The 17,479-nt window shown below is 56.1% G+C and carries 16 protein-coding genes; 11 read left to right on the top strand and 5 right to left on the bottom strand.

The window, feature by feature from the left end:
* Positions 1-455: 455 nt before the first annotated feature.
* The 6 genes from RE6C_RS05180 to tsf all read left to right on the top strand — a co-directional run bounded on the left by RE6C_RS05180 (position 456) and on the right by tsf (position 6,703).
* On the top strand, positions 456-773 hold the full coding sequence (locus RE6C_RS05180) for a co-chaperone GroES (protein ID WP_008654517.1): 318 nt from the start codon (positions 456-458) through the stop codon (positions 771-773).
* 69 nt (positions 774-842) lie between these two features.
* Positions 843-2,462, top strand: coding sequence for a chaperonin GroEL (gene groL / locus RE6C_RS05175; protein WP_008654516.1), 1,620 nt, complete (start codon positions 843-845; stop codon positions 2,460-2,462).
* A gap of 191 nt (positions 2,463-2,653) precedes the next feature.
* Positions 2,654-3,817, top strand: a complete 1,164-nt coding sequence (locus RE6C_RS05170) for an aromatic ring-hydroxylating oxygenase subunit alpha (RefSeq protein WP_008654514.1) — start codon at positions 2,654-2,656, stop codon at positions 3,815-3,817.
* Entirely contained in the window at positions 3,814-4,353 is a 540-nt protein-coding gene (locus RE6C_RS05165) for a hypothetical protein (RefSeq protein WP_039961244.1), read from the top strand. The genes RE6C_RS05170 and RE6C_RS05165 overlap by 4 nt, the downstream gene beginning before the upstream one ends.
* Positions 4,354-4,890: 537 nt before the next feature.
* Positions 4,891-5,673, top strand: a complete 783-nt coding sequence (gene rpsB, locus RE6C_RS05155) for a 30S ribosomal protein S2 (RefSeq protein WP_011122857.1) — start codon at positions 4,891-4,893, stop codon at positions 5,671-5,673.
* 49 nt (positions 5,674-5,722) lie between these two features.
* Positions 5,723-6,703, top strand: coding sequence for a translation elongation factor Ts (tsf, locus tag RE6C_RS05150; protein WP_008654510.1), 981 nt, complete (start codon positions 5,723-5,725; stop codon positions 6,701-6,703).
* 109 nt (positions 6,704-6,812) lie between these two features.
* On the opposite strand, the gene RE6C_RS05145 is transcribed toward tsf, so the two are convergent.
* The 3 genes from RE6C_RS05145 to RE6C_RS05135 are packed head-to-tail and all read right to left on the bottom strand — an operon-like array spanning position 6,813 to position 10,460.
* On the bottom strand, positions 6,813-7,742 hold the full coding sequence (locus RE6C_RS05145; RefSeq protein WP_008654509.1) for a prenyltransferase/squalene oxidase repeat-containing protein: 930 nt from the start codon (positions 7,740-7,742) through the stop codon (positions 6,813-6,815).
* Between the two features lies 1 nt (position 7,743).
* Positions 7,744-9,477, bottom strand: coding sequence for a flagellar hook-associated protein FlgK (gene flgK, locus RE6C_RS05140; RefSeq protein ID WP_236617954.1), 1,734 nt, complete (start codon positions 9,475-9,477; stop codon positions 7,744-7,746).
* 50 nt (positions 9,478-9,527) lie between these two features.
* Entirely contained in the window at positions 9,528-10,460 is a 933-nt protein-coding gene (locus RE6C_RS05135; protein ID WP_008654507.1) for a DUF429 domain-containing protein, read from the bottom strand.
* 73 nt (positions 10,461-10,533) lie between these two features.
* Here RE6C_RS05135 and trpB point away from each other — a divergent pair, with 73 nt between their 5' ends.
* The 5 genes from trpB (at position 10,534) to RE6C_RS05110 (ending at position 15,574) form a co-directional block, all read left to right on the top strand.
* Positions 10,534-11,757, top strand: a complete 1,224-nt coding sequence (gene trpB / locus RE6C_RS05130) for a tryptophan synthase subunit beta (RefSeq protein WP_007334984.1) — start codon at positions 10,534-10,536, stop codon at positions 11,755-11,757.
* Positions 11,758-11,847: 90 nt separating this feature from the next.
* A complete protein-coding gene (locus RE6C_RS05125) occupies positions 11,848-12,867 on the top strand; it encodes a class I SAM-dependent methyltransferase (protein ID WP_008654503.1) in 1,020 nt (339 codons plus the stop codon).
* Positions 12,867-14,105, top strand: coding sequence for an aminotransferase class V-fold PLP-dependent enzyme (locus RE6C_RS05120; protein WP_008654501.1), 1,239 nt, complete (start codon positions 12,867-12,869; stop codon positions 14,103-14,105). Before RE6C_RS05125 ends, RE6C_RS05120 begins: the two co-directional genes overlap by 1 nt.
* Positions 14,106-14,111: 6 nt before the next feature.
* Positions 14,112-14,648, top strand: coding sequence for a pantetheine-phosphate adenylyltransferase (gene coaD / locus RE6C_RS05115; RefSeq protein WP_008671240.1), 537 nt, complete (start codon positions 14,112-14,114; stop codon positions 14,646-14,648).
* On the top strand, positions 14,645-15,574 hold the full coding sequence (locus tag RE6C_RS05110; RefSeq protein WP_008654497.1) for an AraC family transcriptional regulator: 930 nt from the start codon (positions 14,645-14,647) through the stop codon (positions 15,572-15,574). Before coaD ends, RE6C_RS05110 begins: the two co-directional genes overlap by 4 nt.
* A gap of 69 nt (positions 15,575-15,643) precedes the next feature.
* On the opposite strand, the gene RE6C_RS05105 is transcribed toward RE6C_RS05110, so the two are convergent.
* Positions 15,644-16,924 carry a DUF1559 domain-containing protein gene (locus RE6C_RS05105; RefSeq protein ID WP_008654494.1) on the bottom strand — a complete coding sequence of 427 codons (1,281 nt, stop codon included), beginning with the start codon at positions 16,922-16,924 and terminating at the stop codon, positions 15,644-15,646.
* 183 nt (positions 16,925-17,107) lie between these two features.
* Entirely contained in the window at positions 17,108-17,329 is a 222-nt protein-coding gene (locus tag RE6C_RS31440) for a hypothetical protein (RefSeq protein WP_144054664.1), read from the bottom strand.
* Between the last annotated feature and the right edge of the window lie 150 nt (positions 17,330-17,479).

Below are 17,479 nucleotides of genomic sequence, written 5' to 3'. Positions count from 1 at the left end.
CTGCACGACCTCTGCGCGGGCGGGGTTCTCAAGGCGTTCCTGGCACAGTAATTGAAGCCTGCACGACCTTTGCGTTCAGGAGGGTGATTTCAACCTTGCGAGCACGGCACTTGAAAACCGCACGACCTCCTCGCGATCGGGTTGGGAAGCGTCCTGCAATTGGCAGTTCCACCGCGAGTGCCACCGTGGCGGGCTGTCATCCGTGAGCTTCTGAAGCGTTGGCGGGATTCGCTGATTTGACGTAAGTGCTTGTTGGGTAGTGTCTTGCGTCACGTTCTTTGCGGGGCGGCACAGCGATTGCTTATTGGGCGGCTCCAACGAACAAAGCTGCCATTTTGGTTGGCCGTGACGTCGGACCGCTTGCGAGATCGGTCTGATCAGTCAGCCAATACCGGTCAGCCCCACCACACATTTCCCCCACATCTCGACTCAATACCACGAAAGGTGTCACGGACATGGCTGCAGCCACCAAGAGTGCAACCAAAATTCGTTTGCAACCCCTCGGCGAACGCATCGTTGTTCAGCGTGAGGAAAGCGAAACCACGACTGCCGGCGGCATCGTGCTTCCCGATTCGGCCAAGGAAAAACCCGCTCGCGGAACCGTTGTGGCCTTGGGCACCGGCAAATTGCTGGACGACGGCAGCCGAGCTGACTTCCAACTGGCCACCGGCGACCGCGTGTTGTTCAGCAGCTACGCCGGCGAAACTGTCGAAGTTGATGACGCCGAATACCTGCTCATGCGAGAAGACGACGTCCTGGCCGTGATCGAGTGATCTCGACGGCTCGGCGAACACGTCGATCTGAAACCCATCTCTGCAAACCTTTAATTCTGATAGACAACCATGCCAAAAATCATTGCCTTTGACCAAGAAGCACGCGAAGCGATTCGCCGCGGCGTGTCCAAGCTCGCTCGCACCGTCAAAGTCACCTTGGGACCCAAGGGTCGCAACGTGATTTTGCAAAAGAGCTTCGGCAGCCCCACCGTGACTAAAGACGGCGTGACCGTTGCCAAGGAAATCGAACTCGAAGACCCCTATGAAAACATGGGTGCGTCGATGGTTCGCGAAGTCGCTAGCAAGACCAGCGACGTTGCCGGTGACGGAACGACCACCGCAACCGTGATGGCCGAAGCGATCTTCAACGAAGGCCTCAAAGCCGTCGTCGCTGGTGTCAACCCAATCCAAATGAAGAGCGGCATCGAAACCGCTGTCTCGGACATCACCGAGCAACTTCACAGCATGGCGGTCAAAGTCAAAGACCAAGAAGCCATGGCCAACGTCGCGACCATCGCCAGCAACAACGACCGTGAAATCGGAACGTTGCTCGCCGACGCGATGAGCAAGGTCGGCAAAGACGGCGTTATTACCGTCGACGAAGGCAAGAGCCTGCAGACCGAACAAGAATGGGTCGAAGGCATGCAGTTCGACCGCGGCTACTTGTCGCCTTACTTCGTGACCGACTCGACCAGCATGGAAGTCGTTCTCGAAGACGCCTACGTCTTGGTCTTCGAAAAGAAGATCAGCAACATCAAAGACATGGTGCCTTTGCTTGAAAAAGTGGTTCAACAAGGCAAGCCTTTGTTGATCATCGCCGAAGACGTCGACGGCGAAGCACTCGCAACGCTCGTCATCAACCGTCTGCGTGGCACGTTCACCGTGTGTGCTGTGAAGGCACCTGGTTACGGCGATCGTCGCAAAGCCATGATGGAAGACATCGCGATTTTGACCGGTGGTCAAGCGATCTTCGAAGCTCTTGGCGTCAAGCTGGAAAGCGTCGACCTGCCACAACTTGGTCGTGCTAAGAAGATCATCGTCGACAAAGACAACACGACGGTCATCGAAGGTGGCGGCAAGAGCGCTGACATCAAGGCTCGCATCGACCAAATTCGTCGCGAAATCGAACTCAGCACCAGCGATTACGATCGCGAAAAATTGGAAGAGCGTTTGGCCAAGTTGGCTGGCGGTGTTGCCAAGGTGAACGTCGGTGCGGCGACCGAAAGCGAAATGAAAGAAAAGAAGGCTCGCGTCGAAGATGCGTTGCACGCGACTCGCGCAGCCGTTGAAGAAGGCATCCTGCCCGGCGGTGGCGTTGCTTTGCTGCGTGCCAGCGGCAAAGTCAAACCAGCTGACACTCTGAGCGATGACCAATTGGTTGGTTACAACATCGTTCTGCGTGCTTGCCGTGCTCCGTTGACCATGATCAGCGAAAACGCTGGCCAAGACGGCGGCATCGTCTGCGAAAAAGTTTTGGCGATGAAGGGCAACGAAGGCTACAACGCGTTGACCGACGTCTACGAAGACTTGGTCAAGTCCGGCGTCATCGACCCAACCAAGGTGACTCGCACCGCATTGGGCAACGCAGCCAGCGTCGCAACCTTGTTGCTGACCAGCGACGCGTTGGTCGCTGAGAAGCCAGAAAAAGCTGGCAAAGCCGGCCACGGTGGCGACCACGACATGTATTGATCCAGTCGGGCCGAACGTTCGGTTCAGCCCTCTGTGTTCCAAGCATCAAACCCTTCGCTGTTCTTCGGCGAAGGGTTTTTTGTTGGTTTCATGATCTCATCCAGCCACTGTCTCGACAAACAACATCATCGAGCTTCGGTGGCTATGTTTGGATGTGAAGTTATCTGTGTGTCCTTCCTCTCACATCGCTCATGTTCGTCAACCAATCCAAGTTGCCGCATCTTCTGCTGCCGGAGCACTACAGCAGCCAGTCGCAACATGAGGTCGAGTTGGAGACGGTGTTCCGGCCGCAGTGGCACTGGGTTGGCTCGTTGCATGACGCTCCCGACGATGGGGACTTCTTCACCCGCGAACTGTTTGGCGTTCCCATTTTGGTGCGGAACCACCAAGGTGCTTATCACTGCTTTCTCAATGTTTGTCCCCACCGGCACAGCACACTGTCGAACGAACGCTGCGGCAGCAGTCCGACATTGAAGTGCCAATACCACGGATGGGAATTCAATGTCGATGGTTCAAGTGGTCGCATTCCGGATGCGAAGAACTTCCGGCCGATGAGTGGCGGTCCGGAGTGTTTGAAGAAGTTTTCAGTCTCCGTTCACGGGCCTTTGATTTTCGTATCGCTCGATCCGAGTTGTCCGCCATTGACTGAACAATTCAAACCGTTTGCGACGGTGACGGAAGAGTTTTCAGGTGATCGCTGGGCTCATGCCGAGACCTGGCATTACGATTTCCCCGCGAACTGGAAGGTGGTGGCGGAGAATACGGTCGAGTCGTATCACCTGGAATCAGTGCACACGGATAGTTTTCGTTTCGAACCGGAAGATGAAATCGAGCACGAGATTTATGATGGCGGAACGATCATGCGTGCCACGATTCATGCATCGCCGAGCGCGATGCGTTTTTCGCGGTGGGTGACATCGCAACTCCATCCCGATTGCTCCCCGCGGTACCGGATGTATCACCTGTTTCCACATCTGTTTTTGATGCGGGCCGACGCGATGCTGCAGGCGATGGTGTTGATGCCGACGTCCCCGACGACATGTCGGGCGACTGTGTCCGTCTTTGTGCTTCGACGCGAGCAGGAAACGGCGTGGTCGAAATGGCTGACTCGTTTCTGGGGCCGCATCAAAACATCTGCTGTCAAGAAAATCTTGGCGGAGGATGCGTCGCTCTATCCCGGAATTCAACTGGGAATGGAGCACAGTCCGTTCAAGGGCTGCGTCAGCACCCGCGAAGAACTTGTGCATGCCCTGCAAAACCATGTGGCCGAAAAGTGTGGTTTGCAATTGGAGTCCTCCTATGAGGCAGTGACTGTCGGCTTGGGTGGGCCGAGCAGCGACGAAGGTGGGCGATGAGTCAGTGGCCCACAGCGACGGTTCGCTACGTGTTGATCGGCTATGTGCTGATTCCGTTGGCGATCAACGTCGCGATTAATGTGTTTTTGGGATGGTTACTGTTTCTGGATCAGGAATCGGTTCCGGTGTGGGAATTCCCGCAAAGCGTTGCGATGGAAGTTGTTGGCACTGGCTGTCTGTTGCCGTTGATCACGGCGATGATAAGTTCTCGAGTGCTGCTCCGGCACCTTCGTTCTGGGATCGTGCAGCCGGTTCCCAAAACGGAAGTAGGCTCCGGAGTCGTATCGCGATCATTGAGTTGGGTGGGCAGGGTTTTGCAAGGGGCATCGTTTGGCGGTTGCTTGTTGTTTTCGGTGGTGGCGTTTCCGTTTTTGACGATCCCGGCGTTCCTTGCACTGCTGGGCTTCCCCGACGATTCAGTGGGCCTGTTCACGTTGATCGCGATGAAGGCCGTCTACGCGGGATTGTGTGGTCTGGTGGTGACCCCAGTGATCGCGGTCGGGTTGCTTCGCGATGGCAATCATTCACTGGAGTGAGGCCGGGCCGATTCGTACTCGCGGTCGGTTTCGTTTTGCCTGCGGATCCGGAACGAGTGAATTCGCCGAATCGGAGTCGATTTCGGTTCGGCTTTGGCCGATGAGTGGTGAGTTGAGCGTCTGGGAAATTGCCGCCGCGGTGGCTGTTCTTTGATCGACTCGATGCTGCCCTTTGGGCCATGTCCGAGGGCAGAAGGTCCGATGAGCGTGGTCCCGGGCTGATTCCGCCTCCGCGAAATTCGTGGAATCCCGTGAATTCCTTGGGAAGACACGATCGGAAGAAGTCCGTCGGGGTTGCAAATTTTTGCTCTGAGCCGTACTTTTTGCCTTCCTTTCCCGCCCCGCCTGCGTTTTGGCAGGGCGTATCCTTTACCCAGTTCACTGCATTTTGGGGCGAAGGGCACCGAAATCACGCGTTTTCGCGTCGTTTTCACCGCTCTGGGGCTGCTGTTTTCCTGTTTGTTGGAAAGCCAGTTCTCCGAACCCGCAATGGACCAAATCCCGGAGATGCCGCGAATATGCGCGGCAAATATTCTGATGGCGAATGAAATTGTCAAAGAGATGATTGAAGCTGGTGTCCACTTTGGTCACCGCACCAGTCTCTGGAATCCGAAGATGGCTCCTTACATCTTCGGCAAGAAAAACCAAATCCACATCCTCGACATTCGCGAAACACTTCGCGGTTTGCTTCGAGCGAAGAAGTATTTGTCGCAAGTCGCCGCTGGCGGCAGCCTGATCCTGTTCGTCGGTACCAAGCGTCAAGCTGGTGAAGCCGTTGAAGAGCAGTCGCTGCGTTGCGGCATGCCTTTCGTCAGCGAGCGTTGGCTCGGTGGCACGCTGACCAACTTCCGCACCATTCGCAGCCGTCTGGGCCGTTTGGAAGAGCTGGAAGCACTGCGTGCTGGCGACGGCATCAACGACTACAGCAAGAAAATGCAATCGTCGCTGAACCGCGAATATCGCAAGATGTATCGCAACCTGAACGGTCTGCGAACGATGAACCGTTTGCCAGAAGTCATGTTCATCGTTGACCCAGGCAAAGAACGCAACGCGGTTCGCGAAGCAAAACGATTGGGCATCACAACTGTTGCTCTGATCGATACCGACAGCGACCCAAGCCAAATCGATTTGCCGATTCCAGGCAACGATGACGGGATCCGCAGCGTTGAAATGATCATGCGTGAATTGGCCGACGCCGTGATCGCTGGCAAGGGACAAACCCAAACCGAAGCGGCGCCCAACGCACAAGCTGCTCCTGAAGCCGCCGCGCCAGCAGAGCAACCTGCTGAAGAAGCTGCCGCCGCGTCAAGCGAAGGCTGATCTCGACCCCACATTCACTGAATTCAATCAACGATTAGGAAACAGAAACATGACGACGATTTCCGCTAAGGCGGTGAGCGAACTTCGCAAGTCCACCGGCGCTGGGATGATGGACTGCAAGAAGGCACTGGAAGAATCCGGTGGCGACTTGGACGGCGCAATGGACTACCTCCGCAAGAAAGGCCAAAAGGTCGCCGCGAAACGTGCGGACCGCGAAGCTTCCGAAGGCGTCGTGGCTGCCGTGGTCGAAGGCAACAAAGGTCTGCTTCTGTCGCTTGGTTGCGAAACCGATTTCGTTGCTAAGAACGAAGCGTTCATCGAGTTGACCAACACCATCGCCAAGATGGCTTTCGATGCTGATTGCAAAACCGTCGATGACGTCAATGCGCTCGAGATCGACGGGACGACTGTCAAGGAACGTTTGGTCAACGAAACCGGCAAGGTCGGTGAAAAGATCGAAGTGACGAACCTGGAAGTTGTTGAAGGCGAAAACTTGTCTTCGTACATCCACGCGGGTGCGAAGATCGGCGTTTTGGTTTCTTACAAAGATGGCTCAAAAGACGGTGCGGATCAGTTCTTCCGCGGCGTTTCGATGCACATCGCTGCTATGAAACCACAGATCCTCGATCCAAACGAATTCGACGAAGATTTCGTTCAGAAAGAAACCGAAGCTCTTCAGGCTCAGATCAACGCTGAGAATGAGTTGAACGAGAAGGAAAACCTCGGCAAGCCGATGAAGAACGTTCCTCAGTTCGCTAGCCGTCGCCAACTGACTCCTGAAGTCTTGGCTGCGACTGAAGAAGCCATCAAGGCTGAACTGAAGGCCGAAGGCAAGCCTGAGAAGATCTGGGACAAGATCGTTCCTGGGAAGCTCGAGCGTTTCATCGCCGACAACACTTTGCTCGATCAAGAGCGTTGCTTGTTGAGCCAGTTCTACGCCTTGGATGACACCAAGACAGTGGAAGCTGCGATCAAAGAATTCCACCCCGAAGCCGAAGTGGTGGCCTTCAAACGTGTCTCCGTCAACTGATCGTTGAACCGAGAATTTGAAACACAAAACGCCTTGCTCATGGCTTTCATGAGCAAGGCGTTTTTTTGTGATCCAAACGTAGCCGGACTAGGTAAGAATTCGGACTCTTCTACAAATCCAACGTCTGCAACAACGACATCGTCGCGACGCCATAGAACGTGTATTCGACGTCCGGAGTTTGATCGAGAGCGAAACCGACGAAGCCGCCGTCACGCTGCATCGACTCGGCATAGCTTTGCAAACGCGGTGCATTCAAACGCGAGGCGGCACCAAGGTCGACCAGCGTGATCAGCCCGGTGCAGGAGCTCAGCAGGTCCGCAAACGGGATCCGAGTGTTCGCGGCCAATCCGCCTTCATCGCCTTGCATCTCGAGCAGAAATTCGATCGTGTTGGTTTGCTCGGTCGGATCCAAATGGCCGAGCGTCTTGAGCGATCCAATCGCCGCGGCAGTTGGGTTCACACCCGCTCGTTTCGCGACGCGAATTTCTCGGTAGCCGCCATCGGGTTGGTTCTGGCTGGCCAAAAAACGCAACACGCCTTCCACATCCGGAACGGGAACTTCCATCAGTTCGTGGCACAGGACTGACAGAAACGTTTGATAGGTGCTGCCCGCACGGCCTTCGGGTGTTTTCGCGAATCCGCCATCATGGGTGCGAAGTTTGGCCAGCAACGCGGCGACGTTGTCCCGCCACTGATGGTCTTCGTCGGAGATCACGACAACGCCCGATGCCATTTCGAGGATGGCGGCGGCGAAGATCAGCGACATCAGGTCGACGATGGAGTCTCGTTTCTGCATCCGTTGTCGCAGGAAGATGCCGGCAGCTTCGGCTATTTCGGAATCCAGTTCTCCAAGCACCCAAAGCGTTCGCAATGCGAAGCTGGTGTAGTAAGGATCGCTTTCGCCCTCACGGCCAGCGAATCCACCATCGTCACGTTGACAGTTCTTCAGCCAGTTGGCGTGGCGAGAACGGAAGTCGGGATTCAAGCGGCTTGCACCGACGGACAATCGAAGCGTCAGTTCTTGCAGATAGCCACTCAAATCAAATTGCCAACAAGATGTCCAGCATTTCCGCTGCGGTTGAAATCACACGCGAGGAAGCTTGGAACGCGCGTTGGTAAGAGATCATCTTAATCGACTCTTCGTCGATGTTCACACCGGTGATCGCGAGGTGCTGACTTTGGAGAGAAGCGTACAAATCGTTCAGCCCATCGGTCGCACTTTTCTGCACGCTGATTTCGCGTCCCAGGGTCGAGATGGCCTGTTCGTGCATCCCGCGAATCGAACGGTTGCCGAGTTCGTCTAGTGGTTCATCGACGATGTCCAACAGGTTGTAGAGCGTGTTCGTGTCGGCATTGATACCGCCTTCGGATATCGCCAGCAAATCGATGTCGTCTTTCACGACGGAGTTCACGGCGATGTCCACCGCCGATGTTCCGGTGAAGAACGTGTTCATTCCAGCCGCGGCGAGGAAGCCACTGGTGTCTTCGCCAAAGGTGAATTTGGATGTCGCCGAATCACTGTCGATTCGCACTCGCCCGTCGCCCGAGATCGATGCGGTCACGCCTTCAACCGCATTGATGTCGGCAACGATCGATGAGATGGTCGAGTCGTCGATCGTTCCCAGGTTTCGAACGTTGATTCGCGTGGTGCTGATCAGTTCACCGCTGGTGTCGACGATGTTGAAATCGAAGCTGCCATTGTTGGGTTCAAATGGCAGTTCAGCGGCACTCAGCGGAACGCCGGGTTCACTGGTGTTGCTGGACACCAAGGATGAAAATCCCGTGCGACCTTGGCCTTGAGAGTGGACGCTGTTGACTCCACGAATCAGAGCTGCTGCCATGTGATCCAGGTTTTCGACGTATTCGCCAAAAACACCGCTTCGAGCTTCGATGGCAGCACCGAGTTTGCCGCCTTTCGCTTTGAGGGGTGCGTCGGTATCGACAATTCGAACTTCCAATCCGCCGGCATCCTCGTCGTAGGCCGAGTAGACCTCGCGGCGATTGCCGTCGGCAATCAAGTAGTCACCGCCGACGAACACGCTGACGTTACCTGATGCTTGTTCTTGGAAGTTGATGTTGACGTAACTGGCGAGTTCTTCGAGGTCGCGATAGCGTTGGTCGCGAAGACCGGTTGCGTCGCTTCCGAGTGTCCCACCGCCTTCGATGGTTGCGATCTCGACGTTGAGCTGTGCGATTCGTTCGGTCAGTCGATTGATCTGCGTGGCGGCGTCGTCCACTTCCGCGTTCCAGCCGTCTTGCAGTTCGCCGGCTCTGGTTCGGATTTGTTTCATGCTGGTGGCGAGAGCTTCGCCTTGGATGATCACAAATTCACGGGTGGCCGCGTCGTTGGGCTGCGTCGACAGGTCATGCAGTGCGTTGTTAAAAAGACTGAATTGCTCGTTCAACCCGCCACCATCAAGGTCCGTGATCAACGTTTCGAGTTGGCCGTAGGCCGAACTGAGCGAGTCCGCACCGGCCGCCGCAGTCTTGGCGTTGAACATCCGTTCGGCCAACTGCTGGTCGATGACCTGCACGACACCGGTGGCGCGAACACCGTGACCTTGGATCAAGTTGCCTTGGCGATAGGCCACCGCGGGCGTCTGTTCGAGACGCTGGCGGATGTAGCCTTCGGTGTTGGCGTTGGCGATGTTGTTGCCAACGACTTGCAGTCCAATCTGGGCCGCGTCAAGCGCGCCCTTTGATTGTTGAATGGTGCCGAACAGCCCCATGGTCGTCTCGCGAAAGTGTGAAGCCGAACGATCGTGCGCGCACACGTGTATTCGTTGGATCGGCACACTCGGGCGTTAAACTTGACCCAATCGGCTCAACAGTAAACAAAGCCTTCGCGTGGGTAGCGGTCGTGCTTGGCAATTTGGCGATGGTCCACGCGATTCCAACCGGACCAAGCACCCACACCCGCCAGAACGGCGTCCAAAGCGTCTCCACCAGGATTGCTCAAGATCACCCGCCGTCGGTGAGCGGAGATTTGAACGATCTCTCGAAGGCCGCGGAGGATTTGCTGGCGGGTTCGAAGATGGACCGCGTCGATTCGCTTGTTCCCGGTTTGCTTGTATCGCTGGTGAGGCAGCTGCATTCGTTTCAACGTTGACGAAGGACAGGCCTCAACCACGATGTTGCGTATGGCGGTGGAGGCTTGGCCGGTCATCGATCGGGCGAGCTTGTCCGCCTGGAATGGCATGACGGCGGTTGTGGGCGAATCCTTGATTGGTAGCAAGACGTCTCGCATGCCGTGAAACGTTTGGTAGATGATTCGGTAGTGGTAGCAATCAAAAGGCGTTTGCGTTTCGCGATCGGTTTCACGACGAATGTGAATCGCACCGGATCGCTGGCGAGCCAATTCCACCAGTGACCGCCCATAGCTTTTCGCGTCGCCTGAGTGAATCGCGACATGGTTCAGTTGATCGTTCCAGCTTCCCAGATCCAACTCGACCGGCAATCCAAACGGAAAGTCCATTCCCCACAGGGCATCCTTGCTGGCCATGATTCGATTCGTCAGCCACGGATAGACGCGTTCTCGTTCGTCCTGCCCGGCGACCCGCCCGAGTGGTTGAAGATCCACCAGCTTCAGCGGCGGCGAAGTGGAGCAATTCGGCGAAATCTGGATTTCGGCGATCCAGGCGTTCTTTCCGGCCAAGGCGGCACCGCTGAAGTCGACCCCGAACACGGTTTGGAAGCAAACCTTGGCCCCAGAAGTGCGAAACATCGCTCCGTACGTGTCTCGCTTCACGTTGACCAAGTTTTGTTCTCCAGTGACAATTCGGTTACGGAAGTCTTCGAACCCATTTCGTTTTTCCCGCTGAAACTACCTCATGAGTACCGCCCCGTCGCAGCAACACGCCTCCGCCCAAGTCCCCGATCCCCGCGGACGATTTGGCGATTTTGGTGGCCGTTTCGTTCCCGAAACACTCACGCGGGCACTCGATGAGCTCTCCGAAGAGTACGAGAAGGCCAAGCGTGATCCCGAATTCCAGCGTGAATTGGACGGCTTGCTGAAGACCTTTGTCGGTCGCCCCAGCCCGCTGTACCACGCCAAACGGTTGTCGTCGGCCGTTGGCGGAGCCCAGATTTGGTTGAAACGGGAAGACCTCAATCACACCGGTGCTCACAAAATCAACAACACGATCGGGCAAGCGTTGCTGACGTTGCGAATGGGCAAAACCCGAGTGATCGCCGAAACGGGTGCCGGACAGCACGGCGTGGCATCGGCGACGGCGTGCGCTCACTTTGGGCTGCCCTGCACCGTTTACATGGGTGCCGAAGACATTCGGCGGCAAAAACCCAACGTGTTCAGCATGAAGTTGCTCGGCGCCAATATCTCGGCCGTCGAGTCCGGTTCGCGAACGTTGCGGGACGCGGTCAATGAAGCGATGCGAGACTGGATGGCTTCGGTCGAGAACACTCACTACATCATCGGCAGCGTGATCGGTCCTCACCCGTTCCCCATGATGGTTCGCGATTTTCAATCGGTGATCGGCCGCGAAACTCGCGAGCAGTGCCGGGACACGTTTGGGCGTCTTCCTGATTGTGTTGTCGCTTGCGTCGGTGGTGGCAGCAACGCGGCCGGCATGTTCTATCCGTTTGTGGAAGATGAAGGCGTGCGAATGGTCGGCGTCGAGGCTGGCGGTCGATCCGCAACAGCTGGTGATCATGCCTCGCCATTGTCTTATGGAAACCCCGGTGTCTTGCACGGCAGTTACAGCTACGTGATGCAGGACGAGGATGGTCAAACGTGCGACGTTCATTCGATGAGCGCTGGGTTGGACTATCCCGGTGTTGGTCCAGAACACAGTTATTGGAAAGACACTAAACGCGTTGACTACATCGATTGTCGTGACGACGAGGCGATGACCGCGTTCGAGCGATTGGCATCCAGCGAAGGTATCTTGGCAGCGTTGGAGACGTCCCATGCGGTTGCCAAAGCCATCGAGATCGCTGGCAAGATGTCGGACCAAGAACACCTGGTGATCTGCTTGTCCGGGCGAGGCGACAAGGACTCGATGGAAATCGCTCGTCTTCGCGGCGAAGAGTGGTGAGCCACGGATGTTGTCTGACGTTTCGTTGGACGTCCTCTCACGACTTTTTGCAGATATCACCTGACCGTTTGACTCTTCTTCTCTGATTGTATGTCCGCCCAAGACCGTACCCTGGATCACTACCAGGAATTGATGACCATCAACGCCACATCGCATGTGTTGCGAACCGGCCGTGAACTGGGGTTGTTCGACGCTTTGTTGGAAGGCCAGAAAACGCTGGAGGCACTGGCGGAACGCACGGGTTTGCCTGAGTCGCGGTTGTTGCTGTTGCTGCGACCTCTGACGTCGGTGGGCATCATCGAGAAGTATGCCGAGGACTATGCGATCTCATCGGTGGCTCGACTGTTGTGCCAATACGACGCGGACTTGGGCGACGCGGTTTGGCGAGAGGCTCCCACAGCTTTGAAATCGGAATCGCAATCGTCCGCCGAAACCGCTGTCCCGCAAAGCCGTTTTGATTCCATCGCTGCGACTCAGTGGGTGCACACCCCCGCTGCGATGCAGGCGGCCGAGATATTGGACTTTGGACCGACGCCGGGAGAAGAAGGCGAAGGCGAGGGCACGGTTCTGAGTTCTGATGAATCGAAACCCCAGACCTTGCTGGACCTGGGATGTGGCTCGGCGGTTTGGAGCTGTGCGGCGGCTCACCGTGATCCTCAATTGAGCGTCACGCTGGTCGACCACCCCGGTGCCTTGGAAGCCGCCATGGCAACGGCCAATTCAATCGAGTTGGGCGATCGTTTCGAGTCCATCGAAGGCGACGCTCTGACCGCAGAGCTTCCTGAGAATCAGTACGATCATGTGTTGATCGCACAACGACTCAACAGCTACTCGCCCGATCAAATTCGTCTGATGTTGCAACGTGCAACGTCAGCGGTGAAGCCCGGCGGACGAGTGATCGTGATTGATTCGTTTGAAGGTCCGAACCGACCGAGTCTGGCAGAGTCGATCGAAGCGTTGCGGATCGGAATCGAAACCGCAGGCGGTGCGGTGCCTGAGCTGAAAGAGGCTCAGGAGCGAATGAAAGATGCCGGGTTGGAATCGATCCAGTTCACCTTCATCGCCGCCAGTCGCGTTGGTTTGGGACTGATGACGGGAATCAAGCCGTGATGGTTTCCAAGCCTTCGTCGCGAGACGCGAGTGTGCCAGTCGGATCTGACATGGGTGATGACCCATGGTTGTGGTGGCGGGATCGCATGCCCGTGACGAATCATTGGGCTTACTTCGATCATGCCGCCGTGGCTCCGATCAGCCTGCCTGCCGCCGATGCTCTTCGTTCGTTTGCCGATGTTGCCGAATCGCACGGGGACGTCCACTGGATGGATTGGTCCAACGCCGTCAATCGACTGCGAGACTTGACGTCGGATTTGATTCATTGCGACAAGGAAGAAGTCACCTTGGTTCCCAATACCACCACGGGAATCAATCTGGTTGCCGAAGGTTTGGATTGGAAACCCGGTGACAACATGGTTGTTCCGGAGGGCGAGTTCCCAAGCAACCTGTATCCATGGCTCAACCAGCAATCTCGCGGCGTTGAGATTCGAATCGTTCCGCGTCGTGAAGGGCATGTTGAAGTTGCGGACTTGATGGCTCAGGTCGATGAACGCACGCGGTTGATTTCGGTCAGTTGGGTTGGTTACGCCAGCGGCTTTCGTGTGGATCTGGATCACTTGGTGAAGGAAGCCCATGCCCGCGGTGTGCTGGTGTTCCTCGACGCGATCCAGGGATTGGGCATGTACCCGCTCGACATGCGAACCTGCGATGTTGACTTTGTGGCCGCCGATGGACACAAGTGGTTGCTGGGACCCGAGGGTGCCGGGGTGGCGGTGATTCGCAAACGCCATTTGAATTCCCTGCGTTGTCCGACTGTGGGTTGGAAGAGCGTTGAGAACGCTCACCTGTTTTCAGGATCCAAGTTTGAACTGCGTGAGGACTCATCTCGTTTCGAGGGCGGTTCGCTGAACCAATCGGGAATGATCGCATTCGCGGCCAGTTTGGAGATGTTCACCGCCGTGTCACAACGATTCGGTGCCGACGCAATCGGAAACCGTGTTTTGGAACGTGCTCAGCGTCTTCGCACGATGCTGACCCAGGCCGGTGCGAAGTTGTTGTTTGGCCCGTGGGATGAGACGCCTCACGCCAGTGCGATCACGACGTTTGAAGTGCCGGGGGAATCGCCCGACGATTTTCGCACTCGGGCGCTCGATGCGGGCGTGGTGATCAGTTGTCGCGGTGGCGGCATTCGGGCCAGCGTTCATGTCTATAATGACGACGCGGATTTGCAACGACTGGCCGATTTGGTCGCCTCGTCCCCCGCTGTCTCTTCTTCCAATCCAGCGCGGAGCTGATCTGTTTTGACTCTGAACTCCTCGAATGACGCGGGTGAGCTTTCGCACTCCATCGCTGTGTACACAGGTTCTTTCGATCCCGTCACGCTTGGGCATTTGCACATCATTGAACGTGCATCGAAGTTGTTTGACACGTTGGTGGTTGGAATCGGCATCAATGCTGACAAGAAGTCTTTGTTCAATCCGGAAGAACGCATCGAGTTAGTGCAAACGATCTCGAATCACTTGCCCAACGTCCGTGTTCAAACCTTTGATGGTTTGGCGGTTGATTTCGTTCGTTCACTTGGGGCGGGCGTCATGGTGCGAGGCATCCGGCCGCTTACCGACATCGCGGGCGAGTTCACCATGATGATGGCCAATCGTCAGCTGGATGCAGATATTGAAACCGTGTTCTTGATGGCCGACGAACGGTTTGCTCACGTCAGTTCATCGCTGTTGAAACAGATCGCTGCACTCAGCGAAAACGACGATCACTTGGCGAAATTTGTACCTCGTCCAATCATTCCGTCATTGCGGGCCAAGCTGGCTGCTCCATCCGTGTGATCGTTCCGGGGATCCAATCGATGTCCGGAAACTCGCCACACTCTCAGTCGTCCTCGCCGACACGTGCCCGGCAGGTTCGCACGGCGATGTCAGAGCAGTTGCCGCCATGGGGTGTGTTGGTGCTGGAGAGTCATCACGCTCCCGATTTTTCGATGCAGTGGCGTGAGCACGCGTTCGTCAAAATCGTTTACTTCCTCAGCGGCGCGGGGATGTTTCACCTCGATGATCGAGTCATCGAATTCTCAGCTGGCGATGTGTTCGTGATTGCACCGCATCAGCGAAATCGAATTTGTGATGGCGAAGGAACACCGTCCAGTTTGTATGTCGGCTGCATTTGCGAGAATGTGTTGAAGGCGGAGCCCGTCACCGCAGAAAAGATTGCTTCGGGCAAGTTGTCGGGCGGTAGTCGGCAAACGCATTTTGTCGCCTCAACTTTGCGGCGGATGGTTTACACGCAAGACTTGGCATTGGCTTCGTGTGGCGTCGACATGATGATCGACGCTTGGCGTTTGCTTCGGGGCGTGACCGATTTCGATTGCAATCGAAAGGAAGGCGATGATGCGGTGGCTCTTGAGCCAAACAGCGTCGCTCATGCAACTGACGCCGAAATCGTCCAGCAATACATCGACGAGTTGCAGACATCGTTCTTGGAAGCAACGACGATTGATGCCGCTGCGAATCAACTCGGTTTGTCTCGCCGCACCTTCACCCATCTTTTTCGTGAGCTGACGGGCACGACTTGGCTGCGACGAGTGCGAGAGCTCGGAATCGAGCACGCCAAGAAACTGTTGCAGGAAACCGATTTACCGATCGCGTCGGTTGCCTTCGAATCCGGTTTCGCTGACCTGTCGACTTTCTATCGAAGATTCACATCCATGGTCGGCCAATCACCGGCCGCCTATCGCCAGCAAGTGGAACGGTCTTGAACCTCGTTCTCAGCGGACGCTACCGAGACGTCCACTGAGTTAATGTTCACAAATTTTCGATTCGACGGATCAGAAGTCTGCGGAGACTTGTTCTTTGGTGGCTCGCGTTCCGAGCGCACCCCACAACCCGTAAGGACTGGGCATTCCCGGTGCTCTGTCGCCAGTTCCGTTCCACCAAATATTTCCCGCGGTTTGGTCACCGGCTTCGATCGAGTCAGTGACAAACTTGACTGCCCCATCGCCTAGGAGAATGTGAACACCGCCTTGGTGACGACTGCTAGGCGGATAAAGCCCAGGTTGCCAGGTGCTGTTGCCCGTGCTGCAAACCGCTGAGTTTGGAGGTGCGATCGTGGTGATAGCGGTGAAGACAGGGAAACCACACGCCCATTTCAAACCTCTTTGGATTTGAGCGCCACCGGCGAACGTGGCTGACGATGCCCAGAACGCTGGTCGGTCAGGATCAATTTCCATTGTGTTGCATAGACTTGGGTTGTTGATGATCGTTGCACCGAAGTTGGCATCATTCACAACCTGGGTGGTTTTGTGGCGGTCGCCCAGGTCTGTGTTCATTTCGCCGACCATGATGGTGTTGGAAAGACCGTCCAGCACGTCACGAAACTTCAGTGCCACTCGTGACCGGAACATGCCGCGGTTTGACCGATTGGCTCGTGGGTATTCCGTTGGATTCGGCCTGGCGGTTTCGTAGACACCGCCGGTGTTTTGCTGACCGAGCGCATCTCCCAAACTCATGCCAAAGTTCGTGCGTCCCTGGCCTGGCAAGCCGTTGCCCGGATCACTGGGGCAACGGTAGGTCGCGACGTTTGTCATCCAAGGGTCATAGCGTGCAGTTGTGTGGTGCGTGAGCGACATTTCGGGGTTAGGGCCGAACGCGCTGTAATACAAGTCGGAGCCTGCTGGCTCGACAACTTTGAATTGGTTGGCGATTTGTTCCCATAGCCCCTGTTGTTCAATGAACGGCAGGATTGGAACCAAGGCGCTGCGGTTGAATCGATTGTTGCCTCCCAACGACCCACCCAATGTGCGTGGGATAACCGAGTCGCCAGTGCTACCGGACACTCGTGATGTACCTCCGCGGCTCATCGGAAGCTGATTGTAAGCCGAGTGGTAGTTGTGAATTCCCAAGCCTATTTGCTTGGCGTTGTTGCTGCACTGCATCCGTCGTGCAGCTTCACGAGCTGCTTGAACCGCGGGTAGCAACAAGCCGACCAGAACGCCAATGATGGCAATCACGACGAGCAGCTCTACCAGTGTGAATCCTGGTTTGATCGAATGCCGTTGTTGCGAAGCAACAGGTGGCTTCGCGATGGGATGGGGAGAGAATGTATTCATAAAAATAGCACGCATTTAAGGAGGGAAACGAGGTAAAGCCACGGTCGTGGCCAAAGCCGCGAGATCAGCGTGGGAGTGATTGCGATTGGACTGTCGTTAGGCAAGGCGGGAGTGACGAAGTGTTCCTGCTCAAGAACAACATATCCAAGCGAGAGGCTCACTGAACGGCGAGCTCTGTTACTCCTACTCCGACACTCGGCCGGCTTCGAATTCAGCGGACTCATCAACCATCGAGTCGTTCGGATCAGCGACGTGATCGGGGTTGTCTTGGAGGTACTGCTCAATTTCATTAGCAGCAGGACCAGGAGCGTTGGACTGCCCGCAACCGACCGCGGAAGAGAGAGCGAGCAACATGCCTAGAGCAACAAAATTCGATAGGAATTTACGAGTAGAATGTCGAGGCATCGAAATCGCCGGAAGATAAGGAGTTGAATGAATGCGCAGAATGCGCGTTGCGCTGCGAATTGTAGTGGTAGGTCAACCACCAAAGAACTGTTTTCAAGCGGGGAATTCAGCCCGTCGTTGCTGGCGATGTTGAGGGCCGTCGGTGGTTGA

The sequence above is a fragment of the Rhodopirellula europaea 6C genome (genome assembly GCF_000338295.1).
GTDB lineage: Bacteria > Planctomycetota > Planctomycetia > Pirellulales > Pirellulaceae > Rhodopirellula > Rhodopirellula europaea.
The sequence above is the reverse complement of the archived record's forward strand: the minus strand, read 5'-3'. Positions and strand labels throughout refer to the sequence as shown.

Bases quoted from the DNA above. Each gene is read 5' to 3' on its own strand.
- RE6C_RS05180 (WP_008654517.1), top strand. From the start codon at position 456: ATGGCTGCAGCCACCAAGAGTGCAACCAAAATTCGTTTGCAACCCCTC.
- groL (WP_008654516.1), top strand. From the start codon at position 843: ATGCCAAAAATCATTGCCTTTGACCAAGAAGCACGCGAAGCGATTCGC.
- RE6C_RS05170 (WP_008654514.1), top strand. From the start codon at position 2,654: ATGTTCGTCAACCAATCCAAGTTGCCGCATCTTCTGCTGCCGGAGCAC.
- RE6C_RS05165 (WP_039961244.1), top strand. From the start codon at position 3,814: ATGAGTCAGTGGCCCACAGCGACGGTTCGCTACGTGTTGATCGGCTAT.
- rpsB (WP_011122857.1), top strand. From the start codon at position 4,891: ATGGCGAATGAAATTGTCAAAGAGATGATTGAAGCTGGTGTCCACTTT.
- tsf (WP_008654510.1), top strand. From the start codon at position 5,723: ATGACGACGATTTCCGCTAAGGCGGTGAGCGAACTTCGCAAGTCCACC.
- trpB (WP_007334984.1), top strand. From the start codon at position 10,534: ATGAGTACCGCCCCGTCGCAGCAACACGCCTCCGCCCAAGTCCCCGAT.
- RE6C_RS05125 (WP_008654503.1), top strand. From the start codon at position 11,848: ATGTCCGCCCAAGACCGTACCCTGGATCACTACCAGGAATTGATGACC.
- RE6C_RS05120 (WP_008654501.1), top strand. From the start codon at position 12,867: ATGGTTTCCAAGCCTTCGTCGCGAGACGCGAGTGTGCCAGTCGGATCT.
- RE6C_RS05105 (WP_008654494.1), bottom strand. From the start codon at position 16,924: ATGAATACATTCTCTCCCCATCCCATCGCGAAGCCACCTGTTGCTTCG.
- RE6C_RS31440 (WP_144054664.1), bottom strand. From the start codon at position 17,329: ATGCCTCGACATTCTACTCGTAAATTCCTATCGAATTTTGTTGCTCTA.